Source organism: Paenarthrobacter nitroguajacolicus, assembly GCF_029952445.1.
Classification (GTDB): Bacteria; Actinomycetota; Actinomycetes; order Actinomycetales; family Micrococcaceae; genus Arthrobacter; species Arthrobacter nitroguajacolicus_B.
In genome coordinates this window covers 1-18,578 of record NZ_JAQPPK010000017.1, presented here as the reverse complement: position 1 = coordinate 18,578, position 18,578 = coordinate 1, and the positions used below count along the sequence as shown (strand labels likewise).

Annotated in this window: 16 protein-coding genes; 10 read left to right on the top strand and 6 right to left on the bottom strand. The window is 60.8% G+C overall.

The annotated features are described in order from the left end of the window. Positions 1-24: 24 nt before the first annotated feature. The 3 genes from PJL15_RS13645 to PJL15_RS13635 form a co-directional block, all read right to left on the bottom strand. Positions 25-993: an alpha/beta hydrolase gene (locus PJL15_RS13645; RefSeq protein WP_281451684.1), complete on the bottom strand. Its 969-nt coding sequence runs from the start codon at positions 991-993 to the stop codon at positions 25-27. 291 nt (positions 994-1,284) lie between these two features. Then, entirely contained in the window at positions 1,285-2,640 is a 1,356-nt protein-coding gene (locus PJL15_RS13640; protein WP_281451683.1) for an MFS transporter, read from the bottom strand. Positions 2,641-2,705: 65 nt separating this feature from the next. Further along, positions 2,706-3,752, bottom strand: a complete 1,047-nt coding sequence (locus PJL15_RS13635; RefSeq protein ID WP_281451682.1) for a Gfo/Idh/MocA family protein — start codon at positions 3,750-3,752, stop codon at positions 2,706-2,708. 157 nt (positions 3,753-3,909) lie between these two features. Here PJL15_RS13635 and PJL15_RS13630 point away from each other — a divergent pair, with 157 nt between their 5' ends. Beyond that, entirely contained in the window at positions 3,910-4,671 is a 762-nt protein-coding gene (locus PJL15_RS13630) for an IclR family transcriptional regulator (protein WP_281451681.1), read from the top strand. A 472-nt stretch (positions 4,672-5,143) separates the two neighbouring features. On the opposite strand, the gene PJL15_RS13625 is transcribed toward PJL15_RS13630, so the two are convergent. Beyond that, entirely contained in the window at positions 5,144-6,358 is a 1,215-nt protein-coding gene (locus tag PJL15_RS13625) for an acyl-CoA dehydrogenase family protein (protein ID WP_281451680.1), read from the bottom strand. 162 nt (positions 6,359-6,520) lie between these two features. On the opposite strand from PJL15_RS13625, the gene PJL15_RS13620 reads away from it, so the two are divergent. From PJL15_RS13620 to PJL15_RS13590, 7 genes are all read left to right on the top strand, one after another. Further along, positions 6,521-7,426 (top strand): LysR family transcriptional regulator, encoded by a 906-nt coding sequence (locus tag PJL15_RS13620; RefSeq protein WP_281451679.1) that lies wholly within the window; start codon positions 6,521-6,523, stop codon positions 7,424-7,426. A gap of 212 nt (positions 7,427-7,638) precedes the next feature. Beyond that, complete coding sequence (locus tag PJL15_RS13615; protein ID WP_281451678.1) at positions 7,639-9,141, top strand: CoA-acylating methylmalonate-semialdehyde dehydrogenase; 1,503 nt, start codon at positions 7,639-7,641, stop codon at positions 9,139-9,141. Between the two features lie 2 nt (positions 9,142-9,143). Next, a complete protein-coding gene (locus tag PJL15_RS13610; RefSeq protein WP_281451677.1) occupies positions 9,144-10,244 on the top strand; it encodes an enoyl-CoA hydratase/isomerase family protein in 1,101 nt (366 codons plus the stop codon). Positions 10,245-10,252: 8 nt separating this feature from the next. Next, positions 10,253-12,142, top strand: a complete 1,890-nt coding sequence (locus PJL15_RS13605; RefSeq protein ID WP_281451676.1) for a propionyl-CoA synthetase — start codon at positions 10,253-10,255, stop codon at positions 12,140-12,142. Positions 12,143-12,231: 89 nt separating this feature from the next. Beyond that, positions 12,232-13,188 (top strand): 3-hydroxyisobutyrate dehydrogenase, encoded by a 957-nt coding sequence (gene mmsB, locus PJL15_RS13600; RefSeq protein WP_281451675.1) that lies wholly within the window; start codon positions 12,232-12,234, stop codon positions 13,186-13,188. Beyond that, positions 13,185-13,961, top strand: a complete 777-nt coding sequence (locus tag PJL15_RS13595) for an enoyl-CoA hydratase (RefSeq protein ID WP_281451674.1) — start codon at positions 13,185-13,187, stop codon at positions 13,959-13,961. Before mmsB ends, PJL15_RS13595 begins: the two co-directional genes overlap by 4 nt. A gap of 11 nt (positions 13,962-13,972) precedes the next feature. After that, positions 13,973-14,827, top strand: a complete 855-nt coding sequence (locus PJL15_RS13590) for a helix-turn-helix transcriptional regulator (RefSeq protein WP_281451673.1) — start codon at positions 13,973-13,975, stop codon at positions 14,825-14,827. Positions 14,828-14,889: 62 nt separating this feature from the next. On the opposite strand, the gene PJL15_RS13585 is transcribed toward PJL15_RS13590, so the two are convergent. Both PJL15_RS13585 and PJL15_RS13580 read right to left on the bottom strand, forming a co-directional pair. Continuing rightward, positions 14,890-15,474, bottom strand: coding sequence for an MFS transporter (locus PJL15_RS13585; protein WP_281451672.1), 585 nt, complete (start codon positions 15,472-15,474; stop codon positions 14,890-14,892). Between the two features lie 5 nt (positions 15,475-15,479). Beyond that, the gene (locus tag PJL15_RS13580) at positions 15,480-16,247 is read right to left on the bottom strand and encodes an MFS transporter (protein ID WP_281451671.1); all 768 of its coding nucleotides are present in this window, start codon (positions 16,245-16,247) and stop codon (positions 15,480-15,482) included. 184 nt (positions 16,248-16,431) lie between these two features. Here PJL15_RS13580 and PJL15_RS13575 point away from each other — a divergent pair, with 184 nt between their 5' ends. Continuing rightward, entirely contained in the window at positions 16,432-17,088 is a 657-nt protein-coding gene (locus PJL15_RS13575) for a GntR family transcriptional regulator (protein ID WP_281451670.1), read from the top strand. Between the two features lie 23 nt (positions 17,089-17,111). After that, on the top strand, positions 17,112-18,578 hold a 1,467-nt coding region (locus tag PJL15_RS13570; RefSeq protein WP_281451669.1), incomplete at its 3' end, for an MmgE/PrpD family protein.

The window sequence follows — 18,578 nt, the reverse complement described above, 5'->3', positions numbered from 1 at the left end:
ATCACTTGGCCGGACCGCTGCCAGTCAGGCGCCCAAGATCCGGCGGAGCCACCGGGTTCTTGTCTCCCGCGCCAGAAGTGAGAGCGCTGCCTGCGGAAAGAATATGTCGAAACCGTGGAATCCACCGGGCCACACGTGCAACTCGGCATCACCGCCACACTTCCAGATGGTCGAAGCGTAGGCAATGTCCTCGTCCCGAAAAACCTCCGCGGAGGCCACATCGATGAACGCTGGAGGTAAGTTCGAAAGATCAGCAGCCCGCGCAGGGGCGGCGTAGATGGAAACGTGGTCAGTCTTGCGGCGTTCCCCCAACAAGGCGCTCCAGCCAGTGTCGTTGCTGGTCCGGTCCCAGACACCAATACCATCGAACTGATGGCTTGAAACGGTGTCGTTGCGGTCATCCAGCATAGGGTAAATCAAGAGCTGGCCTGCCAGTATCGGACCGCCGCGGTCACGTGATAACAAGGCAACCCCTGCAGCCAGCCCGCCTCCTGCGCTTGCCCCCGCAACCACTATCTTTCGAGGATCAATGCCCAATTCGTCGACATTGGCCGCCACCCATTCCAAGCCCGCGTAGCAATCCTCGACAGGCGCGGGATCGGGATGTTCAGGAGCAAGTCGATACTCCACCGAAACGGCCACTACGTCGAGGAGCTCGACCCAGTCAATGAGGGCGTCAGCTCCTAAGAACCGGTCTCCCATCACCATTCCCCCGCCATGGATGTGATAAATGCCCGGTCCGCCCGGCACGTGATCGACCCGACGAAAAATAGACAACGTCAGGTCTGGAGCGCCAACAGGACCAGGGATCGTCCGCTCAAAATGCGTAACGGGACGCCCTGCCAAAAGGTCTTCAACTGGGGGTCCTACCAGCGTGTCACGCATGCCGGCGATCATGTCGGGCATCAGCGTTGGGCCTATCAAGTCGCCCAGCGCTCCAAGCGTCGCACCTAGCTCCGCATCGAAAGGTGGAACTCGATATTTCGAAGTCATCTTAACCTCCATCCAGCTGGCCACCGCGTTGTGACCTCAAGCAAGCCTAGGCGCGCTGCTGCATAAGGCACCCCGCCAAAAGCCCTCAAAACCAGGCCGCATGGCGCCATCTGGCGGTGGGGCGGGCAAGGGATTGGACTTCCCTTGATATCTTTCCTGCTCCGTTTCGCGGCGGTAGAGCTTCGATGATCAGGGCCCCCGTCCGCACTGGTTTGCAGGAAGCGCGGCTCGGAGTACCCGAAGCACAGGCGGCACGAGGACTCTCGTGCCGCCAGTGGCCAGGTTCCAGATTCAGCCGCGGCTGGGCACCGTGCGGGGCACATCGTCGCTGCCGTGGAGTTCATCGATCTGTTTTAGGCTCTTGTCATATGTTTCGCGTGCGGTCAGGGCTGCGCCTGCGGCGATGAGGCAGGAAACGAGAGTATAAATGGCGACTGGGGGCCAGCCATCCTTGCCTGGGCCGGCGATCGCCGCCGTGATGGTGGGCGCGAAACCTGCGACGGCGAAGCCGATCTGAGTGCCGATGGCCATTCCTGAGAGGCGAACCTGGGTGGGAAACATCTCAGAGTAGAAAGCCGGGAAGATGCCATTCTGAGCCGAGTAGACAATGCCCGACATCAGTATCGCAACGGTGAAGATCAGCAGGTAGTTGCCGCCACTGACGACGCTGAGGTAGAGGAACATGAGTAATCCGCTGCCTATCGTGCCGAAAAGATAGACACGCTTCCGGCCAATCCGGTCAGCGAGGGTGGCGAACAGGGGGATTGCGACGAGTGCCGTGAGGTTAGTGGCGACACCGACCCAGAGCATGATGTTTCGTTCCAAATGGACACTGTTAACGGCGAAGCTGAGGGCGTAGACGCCGAAGACGGTGCTGACGGTCGAGACGAGGGCGGCCAGGGCGACCCGGATAACGCCAGCCTTGTGATTCCGGAAGAGGACGACAAGGGGAAGCTTGTGCGTGGAGGATGCTGCTGCTTCCTCCTGGAAGGCGGGAGTTTCTTGAAGCTTGCGCCGGATGATGACGCCGGCGACGACTACGGCGACGCTGGACCAAAATGGTAAGCGCCAGCCCCAGCTCAGCAACTGGTCCTCCGGCAGGGCAGCGACGGGAATGAAAGCGGCAGTGGCCAGGACTGAACCGAACTGCGTACCGGATAGAGTGAAGCTCGTAAAAAAGGCTCGACGCCGTTCGGGTGCGTGTTCCAGTGACATGGATGTCGCGCCGGATTGTTCCCCGGAGGCCGAGAAGCCCTGGAGCAGGCGTAGCACTACGAGCAAGATAGGGGCCCATACGCCGATCTGGTTGTAGGTAGGAAGGCAGCCTACAAGGAAGGTGGAGACGCCCATAAGCAACAAGGTTCCAATGAGGACTTTTTTCCGTCCGTATCTGTCACCGATGTGGCCAACGATGAACGCACCAAGGGGTCGGGCAACGTAGCCGACGCCGAACGTGGCCAGCGCCAGAAGTGTGCCTGTGGCCGGGTCCGATCCCGTGAAGAAGACTTTATTGAAGACGAGGGCTGCGGCGGTGCCATAGATGAAAAAGTCGAAGTATTCCAGCGCGCTGCCGATCCAGCTGGCAAAGGCTGCCCGGACGGGTGTTTTCGGCGCAGTTGTTTCCGGCACGAACTCGTTGATATGCATGTGGGTTCCTTTTATGTGACGTCGTTGTCGGGACTCTTGGATGTTTCGAACGGCCTATGGCCGGTTTAGGCCGCGGGGATATCGACGGCGTTACCGGTACGGGCCGCCTCGGCAATCGCTTCTGTGACGCGGAGGGTTTGCAGTCCATCCCTGGCTGTGACGATTGGCTGGCATTCGCCGCGAGCGACCGCAATGAAGTGTTTCAGTTGTCTTTCGAGGGGGTCTTCCCTGACAACGTCCGCAGTGCTGGTTTCGAAGGGTTCCCACCACGAGGCTTTGTCAGCGTAGGTTTTCAGGCGCATAGTCGGTACCGAAAGGGAGCCTCGGGTGCCCGAGATCAGGTAGCAGTCCTCCTCCTCATACGTGGGGTAGCTCTTGTCTTCCTGGGATGTCTGCTCCCAGGATCGTGCGGACGCTGCAGCGTCGGACAAGAGGAAGGTCCCAAGGGCGCCGTTAGCGAATGAGAGAGTGATCGCCACGGTGTCTTCCACTTCGAATCCGCGTGCGCTGTTCGAAGCCACGGCCTGGACCCGTGTGACCTCCCCGCACAGGGCGCGAAGGTTGTCCACCTCATGGATCATGTTGATCAGGACCGGACCGCCTCCGGCCTCACGGCGCCAGGGTGCTGCCTCAAAGTAGTCATCCGGCTTGTAGAAGAGCGCAGTGCCACTGATGGCCACCAACCGGCCCAGAACCCCGTCGAAAACAATCTTCCGGGCCGCTTCAAGGAGCGGGCTGTGGCGTCGGTGGTGTCCGATCAGCACCGGCACTCCGGCCGAGTCCTCCGCATCCACCAATCGCTGGGCTTCTTCGACAGTCTGGGCAATGGGCTTTTCCACTAACACGGGCACGCGTACTTCAAGGCAGTGGAGTGCACCGTTCACGTGAAGGGCGTTAGGTGTGGCAAGGACAACCGCGTCGGGCTTTTCCGAGAGGAACAGCTCGTCCAGGGTGCGGTAGTAGGCAACACCGGCTTCGGCGGCGATACCAGCGGCGGCCGGAAAGGGGTCAACGACCGCGGAGAGCTTCGCGTCCTGGCTCTGCTTGATGATCTCGATGTGACGGCGGCCGATCAGGCCGGCGCCAACAACGGCAATTCTCAGGGCGGACATGGAATTACTCCTACACGTCGGGGCTTCTGGAAATGACAACTATCCACATCGTGGATAGGCTATCTGTCATGTAGATAGTATGAATGTGGCGATAGTAACGGTCAAGACCCTTATCTATATTGCGGTGCATCTATCCACGATGTGGGAGAATGCAGGTATGACTGCAGAAAAGACCGACATGATCGGCAAGGCGCTGGGGCTGCTCGTGTTACTCGGAGATGAGCCCAAGGGCCTTGGGGCGTCGGACTTGGCGCGCAAAGCTGGCCTGCCCTTCAGTACCACGCACCGCCTGTTGGCGTCCCTGACCAGGGACGGCTTCGCGCATTTTGAGGCGGATGAACGTCGCTACCACCTTGGCCTGCGCATTTACCTCCTGGGACAGCGCGTCTCGCACGCCCATGGATACACCGGCGTTGCACAGCCCATCCTGCAACGCATCACCTCAGCCACCCGGGAGTCGACGATCATGGCCATCCTGGACGGCACTTACCAACTCACCGTCGGCAAAGTCGACGGACCACAGGCTTTCCGCATTACAACCGACCCTGGACACCGAGGCCCCCTGCACTCAACTGCGGTTGGCAAGGTACTCGTCGCCTTCGCTGAACCGGAAGAGTCCGAGCAACTGGTGGAGGAACTGGAATTAGTACCCCGGACGGAACACACAATTACGGACCGTCAAGCCTTCCGGGAGGAAATCGCCCTCGTGCGGGAACGCGGCTACGCCGTCATGAATGAAGAAAACGAAGTTGGCATGCACGCCGTCGCGGTACCAGTCCTCTCGCCCGAAGGAAAGGCCACAGCCGCCATAGCCACGGCTGCCCCCGTATTCCGCATCCGCCTCAAAGACCTCTTAACCCATGTGCCCGTCCTTCAAGAGGCAGCCATCGAACTCTCAGCGAGGCTCCCTCAACGGTAGGCATGAGGCCAGCAAGGCAAAGCCCCTCTCTCCGGGATTTTGAGACCCCCGGGCCCCGCCCAGCCGTTGGTTGTGGCGAGCTTCGGAGACCTTCTTCAGCGTTAGGGTCGCGTACTTCATTCGGACTCATTGGGCTGGATGTACAAGAAGCAACCGACATTCTTGCAGGCATGTTCTTGCACGCAGGGGCCCAGGCAATGGCGATGGGGTATCGAGGGCAATCCGGCAGATGATGGAGTGCCGTTCGAACTCCGGCCACTCTGTTTTGAAGCTGAACCTGGTCCGCGATCGGGACGGCTCTACCGGCGACGTTTCGATAATCCCATGGTGGGGTGGGAGCCCTGAGCCCACAGGCGTCGTATTAGCCGAACCTTTCTGAAGTAGTGGTCATAAGACACCTTTGCTTAAGGTCCGACGAGCCTGGCGAGCCGGTGCGGCAGCCCATCGCTCAGGGTTAGATTAGCCCTTCGACCTAGACGAATGCGGATTTGCCCGTGACGGCACGCCCGACAATCAGTGAGTTGATCTCATACGTTCCTTCGTAGGTATAGAGGATTTCGGCGTCCCCCAACAGCTTGCCCATTTCGTAATCGCTGCTTATCCCGTTTCCGCCAAGCAGGGATCTGCCCATGGCTACTGAGGCCCTCGCCATTCGAGTGGTGGTTGCCTTGCTCATGGCAGCCTGGACCATCTCCAGCTTTCCATCACCCTGTATCCTCGCAAGATGCGCCATTAACCCGAGGGACGCGGTGGCGTTTCCGAGGATCTCGGCCAACTGTTGCTGTACCAGCTGAAACTTCGCCAATTCCCTACCGAACTGTTTTCGCTTCAGGGAGTAGGCGCGGGCGATATCAAATGCCGCGAGTTGAATGCCGGCGGCCTGCCATCCCACCCACGCCCGGGAATCCCGCAAGAGGTCGTTTGCCTTCGAGAAGCTGGTGGCTCCCGGCAGGAGATTTGTTTCGGGAACCCGGACAGAGCGCAGTTCGATGTGGGCATTTTGCATGATGCGCAGACCGATCTTGTTGCAGATCTTCGTTGCCGAGTATCCAGGACGATTCGTCTCAACGATGAATCCCTTGATCTGTCCATCTGCGACGTCCCGTGCCCAGACCAAGGCGAAGTCGGCAATGGTACCCGAGCCTATCCAGCGTTTTGCGCCGTCGATGACCCATTCCCCCTGTTCAAGGCGTGCCGTAGTCTCAACACCGCCAGCGATATCCGAACCGTGGTCCGGCTCCGTGAGCGCGAAGGCGCCAAGTTGCCTGAATGAGGTCAAGCCAGGCAGCCACCGTTCTTTTTGGGCCTGTGATCCCAACGCATCGATCATTCCTACGATGAGTTCATTGTGAATCCCTACCAGGGCCGACAGAGAGACGTCCGCTCGCGCGACCTCAACATACACAAGTCCCTTGAATAAGGTTGACGTTCCGTCTGTTTGCAAGCCTCCCAGGCCGTAGGCTCCCAGCTTGCCCAGCAGCTCGAACGGGAACTCCTCTTTGTTCCAGTAGTCAATGCTTGCTTCCCTGACGTCATTCTGAAGAAATGTGCGGATGTCCAACAGCCGGGAACGCTCGTCGGGTGGCAACAGATCCAACACATGCATCATGTCCGCGTCAGGAAAAGGCGGCACCAGGGTTGGCGCAGCTTCGTGGGACAAATTGCGAACTCGCTCTTCCAGTTTCATAGCGTGGATCCCTTCATCCTTGACAGGAGTGGCTTGACTGGGCTTACTGGCAGCAGAAAGACCCCAGGCACATATAGTAGGACTTCCTAGTAGATACTAGGAAGTCCTACCAAAATCCTTTTTGGGCAGGCATAGTGTGCATTGATGCACAGGAGGCGAACGTTGGACTTTAAAGGACTTCCCAGCGCAGACGATCTTCTCGTCCTGCTCACCGTTGCCCGCCTGGGTAGATTCAATGCGGTCGCTGAGGCGTTGGAAACCACACACACCACCATTTCGCGGCGCATCATTGCACTGGACAAGCGCTTGGGTGGCCGAACACTGGAACGTACGCCCTATGGCTGGGAGCTGACCGAGTTGGGACGGAAGGCGGTAGATGCGGCGGAGGGCGTTGAACGAAGCCTGGGGAGCCTTGCGGCCAGTTTGGAGCGCACCTCCGATTCCCTTTCCGGGCTGGTCAGGATCAGCACCCCCGACGTTTTCGGCCCCATGTTTGTCACACCAGCGCTCGTGCGTCTTCAGCGCCGAAACCCTCTGCTCCGGATAGAAATGCTCAATGCCACCCGCAAACTCAGCCGGAACAGGTCAGGTGTGGACCTTGAGATTGTCGCCGGAATAGTGGAGGCCGGGAGAACCGAGACGATCTTCCTCGCCGACTACGTCCTACGACTTTACGCCAGCCCAAATTACCTGAAAGAGCGAGGGACACCCCAAGCGCTTCCCGAGCTCCAAAACCACAGCTTCGTGTCCTACGTGGAGTCACTTCTTCAAGTTGTCGAAATCGGGCACCGTTCGCAGACCCTGACCGAGAGTCCGGCCAACTTTCAGGCGACAAGTCTTTTTGCCCAGCTGGAAGCGGTTCGTCATAACAGCGGCATCGGCCTCCTGCCCGCATTTATGGTCTACGGCCTGCCCGGCTTTGTCCCGGTACTACCGCACGAATTTGAACGCAAGCTGAGCTTTTGGGCGGCCGCCAGGCCAGAATCACTTCGCTCCCCTGCGGTCCAGGCCGTCATCAAAGCGGTTCTATCGGAAGTCCGCGGCCGACAGGACGAACTCATGTCATAACGGGTCGCGAGTCGGGCCAACCCAGCCAAGCCGCCATGTGCACGCATGCACATGGCATCTGCTTTAACTGTCCTTGTTTGCACCCTTGCGGCGATGGCACGCTGAATCAACGATTCAGCCGATAGCTGGAACCCAATCGACCTTCGACCAGATGATGGATCACTCCCCCGGCAAAGCCTGGGCGTCCTGATCCAGAAGCAAAGGAGCATTACATGGTCACCGTACTTACGCACTACATTGATGGCACGCGCACGGAAGGCGCGTCCAGGCGTTTTGGCGACGTCTTTGATCCCTGCACCGGCCAGGTGACGTCACGTGTCCCCCTTGCAACCCCCGCAGAGGTTGGGGAATCTGTCGCCAACGCCGAAAAGGGCCATGCGGAATGGTCGGCCATGAACCCCCAACGTCGCGGCAGGATCTTGCTGAAGTTCGTAGGACTCGTCAACGAACATTTGGACGAACTCGCGGAACTGCTCTCCTCCGAGCACGGCAAGACCTTTGCCGACGCAAAGGGGGACATCCAGCGCGGCCTGGAGGTCGTGGAATTCTCGGCTGGAGCCGCGCCCCATTTGTTGAAGGGCGAGTTCTCCGACAACGTCGGGACGGGAATCGACGTCCATTCGCTGCGGAAGTCGCTGGGCGTCGTTGCAGGCATAAGCCCCTTCAATTTCCCGGCCATGATCCCGCTGTGGCAGGCCGGACCCGCGCTGGCTGCCGGCAACGCTTTCATCCTTAAACCTTCAGAACGAAATCCTTCCGTTCCTTTGCGTTTGGCGGAACTGCTGACCGAAGCCGGGTTGCCGAACGGAGTGTTCAATGTAATAAACGGCGACAAGGAAGCCGTGGATGCCCTCCTTGAGGACGCACGCGTCAAGGCCGTTGGTTTCGTCGGCTCCACACCAATCGCTCAGTCCATCTACGCAACTGCCGCCGCCCAGGGCAAGCGCGCACAGTGCTTCGGCGGCGCCAAGAACCATATGGTGATCCTTCCTGACGCCGATCTGGATATGGCCGCTGATGCATTGATCGGCGCGGCCTACGGCTCCGCGGGTGAACGGTGCATGGCGATCTCAGTCGCAGTGCCAGTGGGCGAAAAAACGGCCGATGCCCTTGTAGCCAAGCTGACAGAACGCATCAACAAGCTCACCGTCGGCCACAGCCTGGACAAGAACAGCGACTTCGGACCTGTCATTGCTGCATCGGCGAAGGAGCGCATCGAGTCGTACATCTCTGCGGGCAAGGACTCAGGAGCGACACTGGTGGTTGACGGCCGCGGACCCAACGTAGAAGGCTACGAAGGCGGATTTTGGGTGGGACCCACCCTGTTCGACCACGTGGCGCCCGACATGAGCATCTACACGGAGGAGATCTTTGGTCCCGTACTGAGCGTAGTTCGCGCCGGGGACTACGACGAAGCACTGCGCTTGTGCAACGAGCACGAGTTCGGCAACGGCGTCGCGATCTTTACACGCGACGGCGACGCGGCGCGCGACTTTTCCAGCCGGGTCGAGGTGGGGATGGTGGGCATCAACGTTCCGCTGCCGGTCCCGATCGCTTACTACACCTTCGGCGGCTGGAAGGCGTCGGCCTTCGGCGATCTCAACCAGCATGGACCGGATGCATTCCGGTTCTACACCAAGACCAAGACCGTCACCAGCCGCTGGCCATCTGGGATCCGCGGGGGCGCAAGCTTCGTCATGCCGGCCGGAAGCTGACCATGGCCCCCGACCAAGTCCTCTTCGAACGTAGAGGCCATCTGGGGACCATCGTGCTCAACCGACCCCGGAACATTAACGCACTAACCCCACACATGGTCGAAGCGATACTCGCCAAGCTTGAGGAGTGGGCCGAAGACGATGCCGTCAAGACGGTCCTGGTGAGGGGCAGCGGGGACCGGGGCCTCTGCGCCGGTGGCGACATCGTGGCCATCTACCGTGACATGCTCGACGACGGCGGCAGCGCCTCCGCGCGCTTCTGGGCCAGGGAGTACCGCCTCAACTCCCTCATCAGCCGCTACCCCAAGCCGTACGTGGCCTTCATGGACGGGCTGGTGCTCGGCGGCGGTGTAGGCATTTCGGCCCACGGCTCCCACCGCATCGTTACAGAGCGCACGCGGATGGGAATGCCGGAAACGACGATAGGTTTCGTACCCGACGTCGGGGCTACCTGCTTGCTCGCGGCGGCCCCCGGAGAGTCAGGGACGCATGCGGCCCTGACGGGCGCCCACCTGGACGGCGCCGACGTCCTGCACCTTGGCTTGGCTGACCACTTCGTTCAAAGTGAGGCACTGGACGCGCTTGCGTTTGCACTCGGAGAGGAAGCCGCCGACGACGCCGTCGCGCGCTTCGCCCAAGGACCGCCGCCTTCCAGCCTCGCAGCAGAGATGACCTGGATAGACCAAGCATACGCATCCGAGGACGTGGACGACATCATGCTTCGCCTACGGATGGCAGGCGTACCGAAGGCTACCCACGCCGCGGACATTATCGGGGCCAAGTCACCGACGGCGCTCAAAGTCACGCTTCAGGCACTCAGGCGGGTCCGGACGCTCGATCTGTCCCTTGAAGACGCGCTGGACATGGAGTACCGCATCGCTCTGCGTTTCCTGGAAGGCAATGACTTCCGTGAGGGCATCCGAGCACAAGTCATCGACAAGGACCGGACTCCGCGCTGGCACCCGGCAACCACGGCAGACGTTACGCAAGCCATGGTGGCGGCATGCTTCGCATCCCTCGGCCCACGTGAACTCGGGCTTGGCAATCAGGTGATGACTGAGAAGCCAGTATCCAAGCAATTTTCAACTTCTTCAGGAGTGTGAAACATTCCATGTCTGCATACGCTGACGCCTACTCACGCAGTATGGCCGACCCCCAATCGTTCTGGCTCGAAGCCGCTGAGGCGATTGACTGGTATGAAAAGCCAGGGCGTGCCCTCGATGATTCCGAGGCGCCTTTCTTCAATTGGTTCCCGGATGGGGTACTCAACACCTGTTACAACGCGCTGGACCGGCACGTGGCCCAAGGCAATGGTGACCGTCTGGCCCTCGTCTGGGAATCGGCCATGGCCAATCGAGCCGAACGCTACACGTACGCCGACCTCCTTGACCTGGTCAGCCGGTTCGCAGGCGCCCTTCGCAACCTGGGCGTAGGCCGCGGAGACCGCGTGCTGATCTACATGCCTATGGTTCCCGAGGCCGCCATTGCGATGCTTGCATGTGCTCGCCTCGGCGCGATTCATTCGGTAGTTTTTGGAGGTTTTGCCGCTCCTGAACTTGCCTCGCGAATCGACGACGCCGAGCCAACAGTCATCGTGGCTGCATCCTGCGGCCTGGAGCCTGGCCGCGTTGTGGAATACACCCCAATCATCCGGGCTGCGTTGGAAAAGACACGCCACCGTCCCGATTCCACCATCATCCTTCAACGCAAACAGTCCATGTCTGAACTGGGCGAAGGCGAGTTCGACTGGGATGCCGTCATTTCCGCTGCCGAACCGGTCGAATGTGAACCGGTGATGTCGACTGATCCCCTCTACATCCTTTACACCTCCGGAACCACAGGAAAACCGAAAGGTGTGGTCCGAGACAATGGCGGCCACGCCGTGGCACTCGCGTGGTCATTGACCAACGTCTACAACGTTCAACCAGGTGAAACCATGTGGGCGGCGTCGGATGTCGGATGGCAGGTCGGTCACACTTACACGGTTTACGGTCCACTCATTTGCGGTGCCACTACTGTCATGTTCGAGGGAAAACCGGTTGGCACTCCCGACGCCGGTGCGTTCTGGCGGATCATCGAGAAGCACAAAGTCAAAGTACTGCTGACCGCGCCCACAGCCATCCGGGCAATCAAACGGGTAGACCCCGACGGGAAGTGTTTGGCCGGGCACGACATCAGCAGCTTGGAGACCCTGTTCCTGGCGGGAGAAAGGCTTGATCCGGACACCTATTCCTGGGCCGGGAACATGCTGGGCGTTCCGGTGGTCGATCACTGGTGGCAGACGGAAACCGGATGGCCCGCATGTGCCAATCTCCGAGGCCTGGAACCCATGGCACTCAAGCCGGGTTCGCCCTCCGTTCCTGTCCCCGGCTTCGACATTCGTGTGCTTTCCTCAGATGGCAATCCGGTACAGACCGGCACGGAAGGGATGCTCTGTATTAAGCTGCCGCAACCCCCGGGAATGCTGAGCACACTTTGGAAAGACAAGGAACGTTATCGTGAGGCGTATCTAAGCAGGTTTGACGGTTACTACCTCACCGGCGACAGCGGCCTGATCGATGAGGACGGATACGTGTTCGTTCTGGGCCGTACTGATGATGTCATCAACGTTGCCGGTCACAGGTTGTCCACTGGGGTTTTGGAAGCCGTGTTGGCAGCCCATCCGGCCGTCGCTGAATGCGCCGTCATCGGGGTGCCGGACGCGTTAAAGGGACAGGTGGCCCGGGGCTTCGTGGTCTTGAAGTCCGGGGCCGGCATCGCCGAAGACACCCTGCGGCAGGAGATCATCGCCTCTGTCCGCGCCGAGGTCGGACCGGTCGCGGCGTTTCGCGAACTTTACGTCGTGGACGGCCTCCCCAAAACGCGCTCGGGCAAGATCCTGCGCCGCAGCATGCGGGCCATCGCCGAGGGGCGCGATGAAGCGCTGCCTGCGACCATCGAGAATCCCGAAATCTTCACTTCGCTTAGTCCAATACTGCAGGGCAGCCACACCAATCACTAGTCAGTCGAACCGGGGACCATCCGAGGGGGCGAATGACTTCGCCCCCTCACCCCGGCTTAAAGCACCCATCGAGACTTGAGGAAATTTTCATGACAACACGAATCGCCTTTATCGGACTGGGCCACATGGGTGGTCCAATGGCGGCCAATCTCGTAAAGGCCGGATACGAGGTATCCGGTTTTGACCTCGCGCCGTCTTCGCTCGACCAGGCCCGGACCAGCGGAATCAAAATCGCAGAGTCCGCGATAGCGGCCGTTGAGGCTGCCGACGTCGTCATCACGATGCTTCCAGCAGGTCGACATGTGCTGGAACTATATTCAGGAACTGCTGAATCCCGCGGCCTGTTGTCGGCAGCTTCGCCGGACACCCTGTTTATTGACTGCTCCACCATTGCGGTGGCGGATTCCCTGTCCGCACACAGTTTGGCGGCATCGGCGGGCCAAAGATGCCTGGAGGCTCCTGTTTCTGGCGGAGTTGCCGGTGCCACTGCCGGCACGCTGACGTTCATGGTTGGAGGACTCGACTCCGACTTTACCCAAGCGGGGCCCCTGCTCGAGACCATGGGCAAACGACAGGTGTACTGCGGCGGTCCCGGAACCGGCCAGGCAGCCAAAATCTGTAACAACATGGTCCTGGGCATCACCATGATCGCAGTCAGTGAAGCCTTTGTCCTGGGTGAGCGGCTTGGGGTAGGCAATGACGCGCTGTTCGACGTCATGGCGAATGCCTCGGGCCAATGCTGGGCCCTAACCTCCAACTGCCCCGTGCCAGGTCCTGTGCCCGCCAGCCCGGCGAACCACGATTTCCGTCCGGGTTTCGCCAGTACCCTCATGGCCAAAGACATGAACCTGGCAGCGGAGGCGCAGGCATATGCCGGCCTGCAGGACGTTGGACTGGGGGGAAGGGCTGCGGCCATGTATCGCGAGTTTTCCGACGGCGAGGGCGCGACCCAGGATTTTTCCGCCATCATCAATGCCATTCGGTCAAAGGCGGACGAATCAGACTCCGCAGATCGGCACACGCTCTCCGCGACGGACGCCGCATGATGGACTACAAGAACATCCTGCTTCAGCGGAGCGGCCGCGTCGGCGTGATCACCCTCCACAGGCCCGAAGCACTCAATGCCCTCAATCTGGGCATGATGCACGACGTCGTCGCAGCAGTGGGGCACTTGGATGCGGACACGGATATCGGCGCCATTGTCATCACTGGCTCCGAACGCGCTTTCGCCGCTGGCGCCGACATTAAAGAGATGGCCTCGAGGTCCTATATGGATATGTATGCGGCGGACTGGTTCGGGGGCTGGGACGCGCTCACGCAAGTCCGAACACCCCTGATCGCGGCGGTTGCCGGCTACGCCCTCGGCGGCGGCTGTGAGCTGGCCATGATGTGCGACTTCATTCTTGCGGCCGATACTGCCAAATTTGGCCAGCCGGAAATCAACTTGGGTGTCATCCCAGGCATCGGCGGATCCCAGCGGCTCACCCGGGCTGTTGGCAAGTCCAAGGCCATGGACATGATACTTACTGGTCGAACAATTGGGGCAGAAGAAGCCGAGCGATCAGGTTTGGTGAGCCGGGTCCTCCCGGCGGCCGAACTCATGTCACAGACCCTGGAGACAGCAGCCGCAATCTCCAAGCTCCCGGCCCCCGCAGCTGCTTTGGCAAAGGAATCGGTCAATGTGGCCTTTGAAACACATCTGGCGGCTGGCATCCGCTTTGAGAGACGGGTCTTTCACTCGTTGTTTGCCACGAAGGACCAAAAAGAAGGCATGGGCGCCTTTATCGAGAAGCGTCCGCCGAGCTTCCTTCACCAGTAAAGGGTCCGATCGTGCAGCCCAATGAGTACTGCCGCCCCGATGATCGGGGATTGCTCCGCGCTGCGATACGCGAACTCGCCCAACAGTTCCGCCCCGCAGTGTTGTTCGGTGGAATGGTGAGCGGAAAGAACCTCCAGCTTTCGGATTTCCTGGGCACCAAGACGGCCGCCCTGCGCAACGTCAGTGTCCCTTCCGGCACCGGGCTGGGCGGCCGGGTTGTTGGCCGACGCCAGCCCTGCCTGGTGAGTGACTACATTGGTTCTGACCGGATAACCCATGAATACGATGGTGCGGTTACGAACGAGGGCATCAGGTCGTTGACGGCGGTCCCCGTTCTGGTGCAGGGTGAGCCACGCTCCGTACTGTATGTCGGAAGCCGGGAGGGCATCCCTCTGGGTGAGCGGGCCATGAATGGCGCCATGGCTGTGGCCGCGGCAATCGCTTCGGAACTGCGCATCAGGGATGAGGTGGACCGGCGGGTCTCAGTCATGAACCACGTCCATGCAGAACCAGCCTTGGCGTACGACCTCAATTGGCTGGACGAAGTCCGGCAGGCACACGCTGAGTTGCGGTCTCTTGCCAGCATTGTCAAGGATGTACAACTCGCCCAGCAGCTCGATGGCATCGGCGCACGCTTGGCCCCGTCCCCCGCCGGCAACATGGAGTCCCCTGTGCGGTTGGCACCACGGGAACTCGATGTGCTTGCCCAGATTGCCCTGGGCTGCTCCTATGCCGAGACGGCAGACAGGCTCAGCCTTAAACCGGTCACGGTGAAGAGTTACCTCCAAAACGCAATGGCCAAGCTTTCGGTGCATAACCGGCTGGAAGCGGTGTCTGCGGCACGGAGGCTCGGCCTCTTGCCGTAGCTCAACTACCCCAACGAAAGCGGGGCTGCCGAAGTGTCGACAGCCCCGCGCCGTTCCGGGGCTTATACCGCCGTCGTGCCCTCTTCCGTCAGGGGTTCGCTGGGACGTTCTTCGAGTCCCGACTTTTCCGTATTGGGCAGGGCCACTGTGCAAGCAATACTGAACACGCCAATCGCGGCGAGGAGAACGCCAATCCCCCAGCCTCCTGTGCTGGTGATCAGCTGTGCGGCGAGGAGCGGAACAATTCCTCCGCCCAGGACGCCGGCGAGGTTGTAGCCCATTCCCGCACCGGTGTAGCGGTACCTTGTCTCAAACAGTTCCGGAAGGAGAGCCCCCGCCGGTCCGTAGGCGATCGCGAAAATCACGAGAGTGACAGTGAGGCCAATGCCGAAAGCCAGAACGGTGCCCGTGCTCAGCAGCGGGAACAGCACAAGTGACCACGGCACAGCAAAAATGCAGGACGCTGCTATGACCTTCTTGCGACCAAATCGATCGGAAAGGATGCCGGAGGCCATCGTGGCAGCTGCGACGAAAACAGATGCGATGATTCCAGTCGTAAGCACAACCGGACGGCTCAACTGCATTCCGGTAGGACTTGTTGCGTAGCTGGTCAGGAACGCGGTTCCGATGTAGAAGAGGGCAAACAACAGTGTCAGTAACCGCCGGCCAAGAGGATTTCCTTTGGTTGGCCCTTGATGGATTCCACGATGGGCAGCTTGGCATTGGTATTACGGTTGGCATCCCTGAACACGGGAGTTTCCTCGATGCTGGTCCGCACCCAGAAGCCCACCAGAACGAGGACCGCGCTGAGAATGAAGGGTACCCGCCAGCCGATAGTGATAAACGCCTCGGACTTATCGCCCAGGGTGAGGCTGGTAACCAGAAATGTGCCGCTGGCCAGTGCGAAAGCCACCGATGGACCGAGCTGCGGGAAGGAACCGAACAGTCCCCGTTTGCCTTGGGGCGCGTATTCGGCCGTCAACAAGGTAGCCCCCGCCCATTCCCCGCCGACGGCCAAGCCCTGTATGAATCGAAGTACTACCAGCAGGATTGGTGCAGCAATGCCGATAGTGCCGGCATCCGGGATCAGACCGATCATCACTGTGGCGGTCCCCATCATGAGCAAGGTTGTGATCAGCGTTTTCTTGCGTCCGATCCTGTCGCCGTAGTGTCCGAAGATGATTGCCCCCACCGGCCGCGCGATAAACGCAACGGCGAAGGTGCCGAAAGATGCAACACTTCCGGCTGCGGCACCTAGCGCGGGAAAGAAAACTACCGGAAAAACCAAAGCCGCTGCCGTTCCGTAGATAAAAAAGTCGTAGAACTCGATGGTGGTGCCGGCCGCACTGGCGAACGCTACTTTCCTGAGGGTTTTCCGGCTGTGGGGTGGTGAATATGCAAGGGAGGAAGTTGAGCTCATGGGAATCTCCTTTGATGTCCGGCTCGTATTTCACAAACTGTGATGCAGAGCACGGTATCTGGAAGCGAGGACGTCCAACTACCTCCCTAAGGAGGTAGTCATCAAAATTGGACTTATGTATACACAGGCACCACAGGAGCCCTTGGTATTGCCAAATCGACATCGCTGTGTATACATTGAAGCCATGCGAGCTGGTGATCGGGCTTACGCGGCCCTTCGTGAGGACATTCTTGAGTGGCGTCTGCGGCCGGGTGCTGTTTTGGCGGAGGTGGAGCAGTCCGAACGCCTCGGGGTCTCGCGCACGCCGGTCCGGGAGGCGCTTGGACGGCTGACAGCAGAGGGCCTGACGGCGGCGGCTGGTGGCCGCGGCGTCGTCGTCACCGATATTTCGCTGGACAGTATCGATGAACTGTTCGAGCTGCGGGAAACCCTGGAGGTGAAGGCTGCCGCCTTGGCCGCTGAGCGCGGCGAGCCGGGCGTCTTCGAAGAGTTGCACACGGAGCTGCTAGGGGCCTCGGGGCTGCTCGGTGAGGACGATCCGGCGCGGCATGAGTATTACGCGCTGGTGGGCCGTGTGGATGAGGCCATTGATGCCTCGATCTCGAATTCCTACTTGGCTAATGCGATGCGCGGCCTCCGGGTCCACTTGGTCCGGGTCCGCCGCCTGGCCGCGGACGATTCAGCACGGCTCCACGCTGCCGCCGCTGAGCACGCGGCGATCGCTGAGGCCATCGCCGCGGGCAACCCACGGCTGGCAGAAGCGGCGACCACACTTCACCTGCACCGCAGCCTCACCCATCTCAAGGCCACGCATCCGGCCGCCACAGCATCCCACCAGTAATAGGTCCCATCAGAAGGAGCATCATGGTCAAGAACCACCACGTCCGTGTCTACAAGTCCGAAGAGAACCTCCCCCGCGAGGAGCAGTTGGCACACAAGATCGCCGTGGTCGCCGCCGACCCCGTCGAGGTCACCGCCGAGGTCACTGACATGGTGATCAACCGGATCATCGACAACGCCTCCGTAGCCATTGCCTCGCTCAACAGGGCACCGATCATCGCGGCCCGGGCGCAGGCACTGACCCACGCCCCGTCCGCGAACGGCAAAGGCGCCCACGTGTTCGGCATCAACGAGCAGGTCTCCCCGGAGTGGGCTGCGTGGGCCAACGGTGTGGCCGTGCGTGAACTGGACTACCACGACACGTTCCTCGCCGCCGACTACTCCCACCCCGGGGATAACATCCCGCCGATCCTGGCTGTGGCCCAGCACGTGGGTTCCAACGGCAAGGATCTGGTCCGTGCCATCGCCACCGGCTACGAAATCCAGGTGAACCTGGTCAAAGCCATCTGCCTGCACAAGCACAAAATCGACCACGTCGCCCACCTCGGGCCCTCGGCCGCGGCCGGCATCGGCACCCTGCTGGGGTTGGACGTTGAGACGATTTTCCAGTCCGTGGGCCAGGGACTGCACACCACCACCGCCACGCGCCAGTCCCGCAAGGGTGAGATTTCCACCTGGAAAGCCCACGCCCCGGCCTTCGCGGGCAAGATGGCCGTCGAAGCGGTGGATCGGGCCATGCGCGGACAAACCTCACCGGTGCCGATCTATGAAGGCGAAGACGGTGTCATCGCCTGGATGCTCGACGGACCCGACGCCTCCTACGAAGTACCCCTGCCGCTTCCCGGTGAAGCCAAGCGCGCCATCCTGGACACCTACACCAAGGAACACTCCGCCGAATACCAGGCCCAGGCCTGGATCGACCTCGCCCGGAAACTCCACAACGAACACCCCGAAACCACCGACCCCGCCAACGTGGCCTCTGTGCTCATCAAGACCAGCCACCACACCCACTACGTCATCGGCTCGGGCGCGAACGACCCCCAGAAGTACTCCCCCACCGCGTCCCGGGAAACCCTGGACCACTCCATCCCCTACATCTTCACCGTCGCCCTGCAGGACGGGACCTGGCACCACGTTCACTCCTACGCCCCCGAACGCGCCGCCCGCCCGGACACCGTGGACCTCTGGCACAAAGTCACCACCGTCGAAGACCCCGAATGGACCCGCCGCTACCACTCCCTGGACATCGCAGAAAAAGCCTTCGGCGGATCCGTGGAAATCACCCTCACGGATGGCACAGTGATCACGGACGAGATCGCCGTCGCCGACGCGCACCCCCTCGGCGCCCGGCCGTTCGCCCGCGAACAATACATCACCAAGTTCCGCACCCTCGCCGCCGGGCTCGTCGAGGAGACCGAAATCGAACGGTTCCTCACCGCCGTCGAACGCCTCCCCGAACTCGGCGCAGGCGAACTGGACCAGCTCAACATC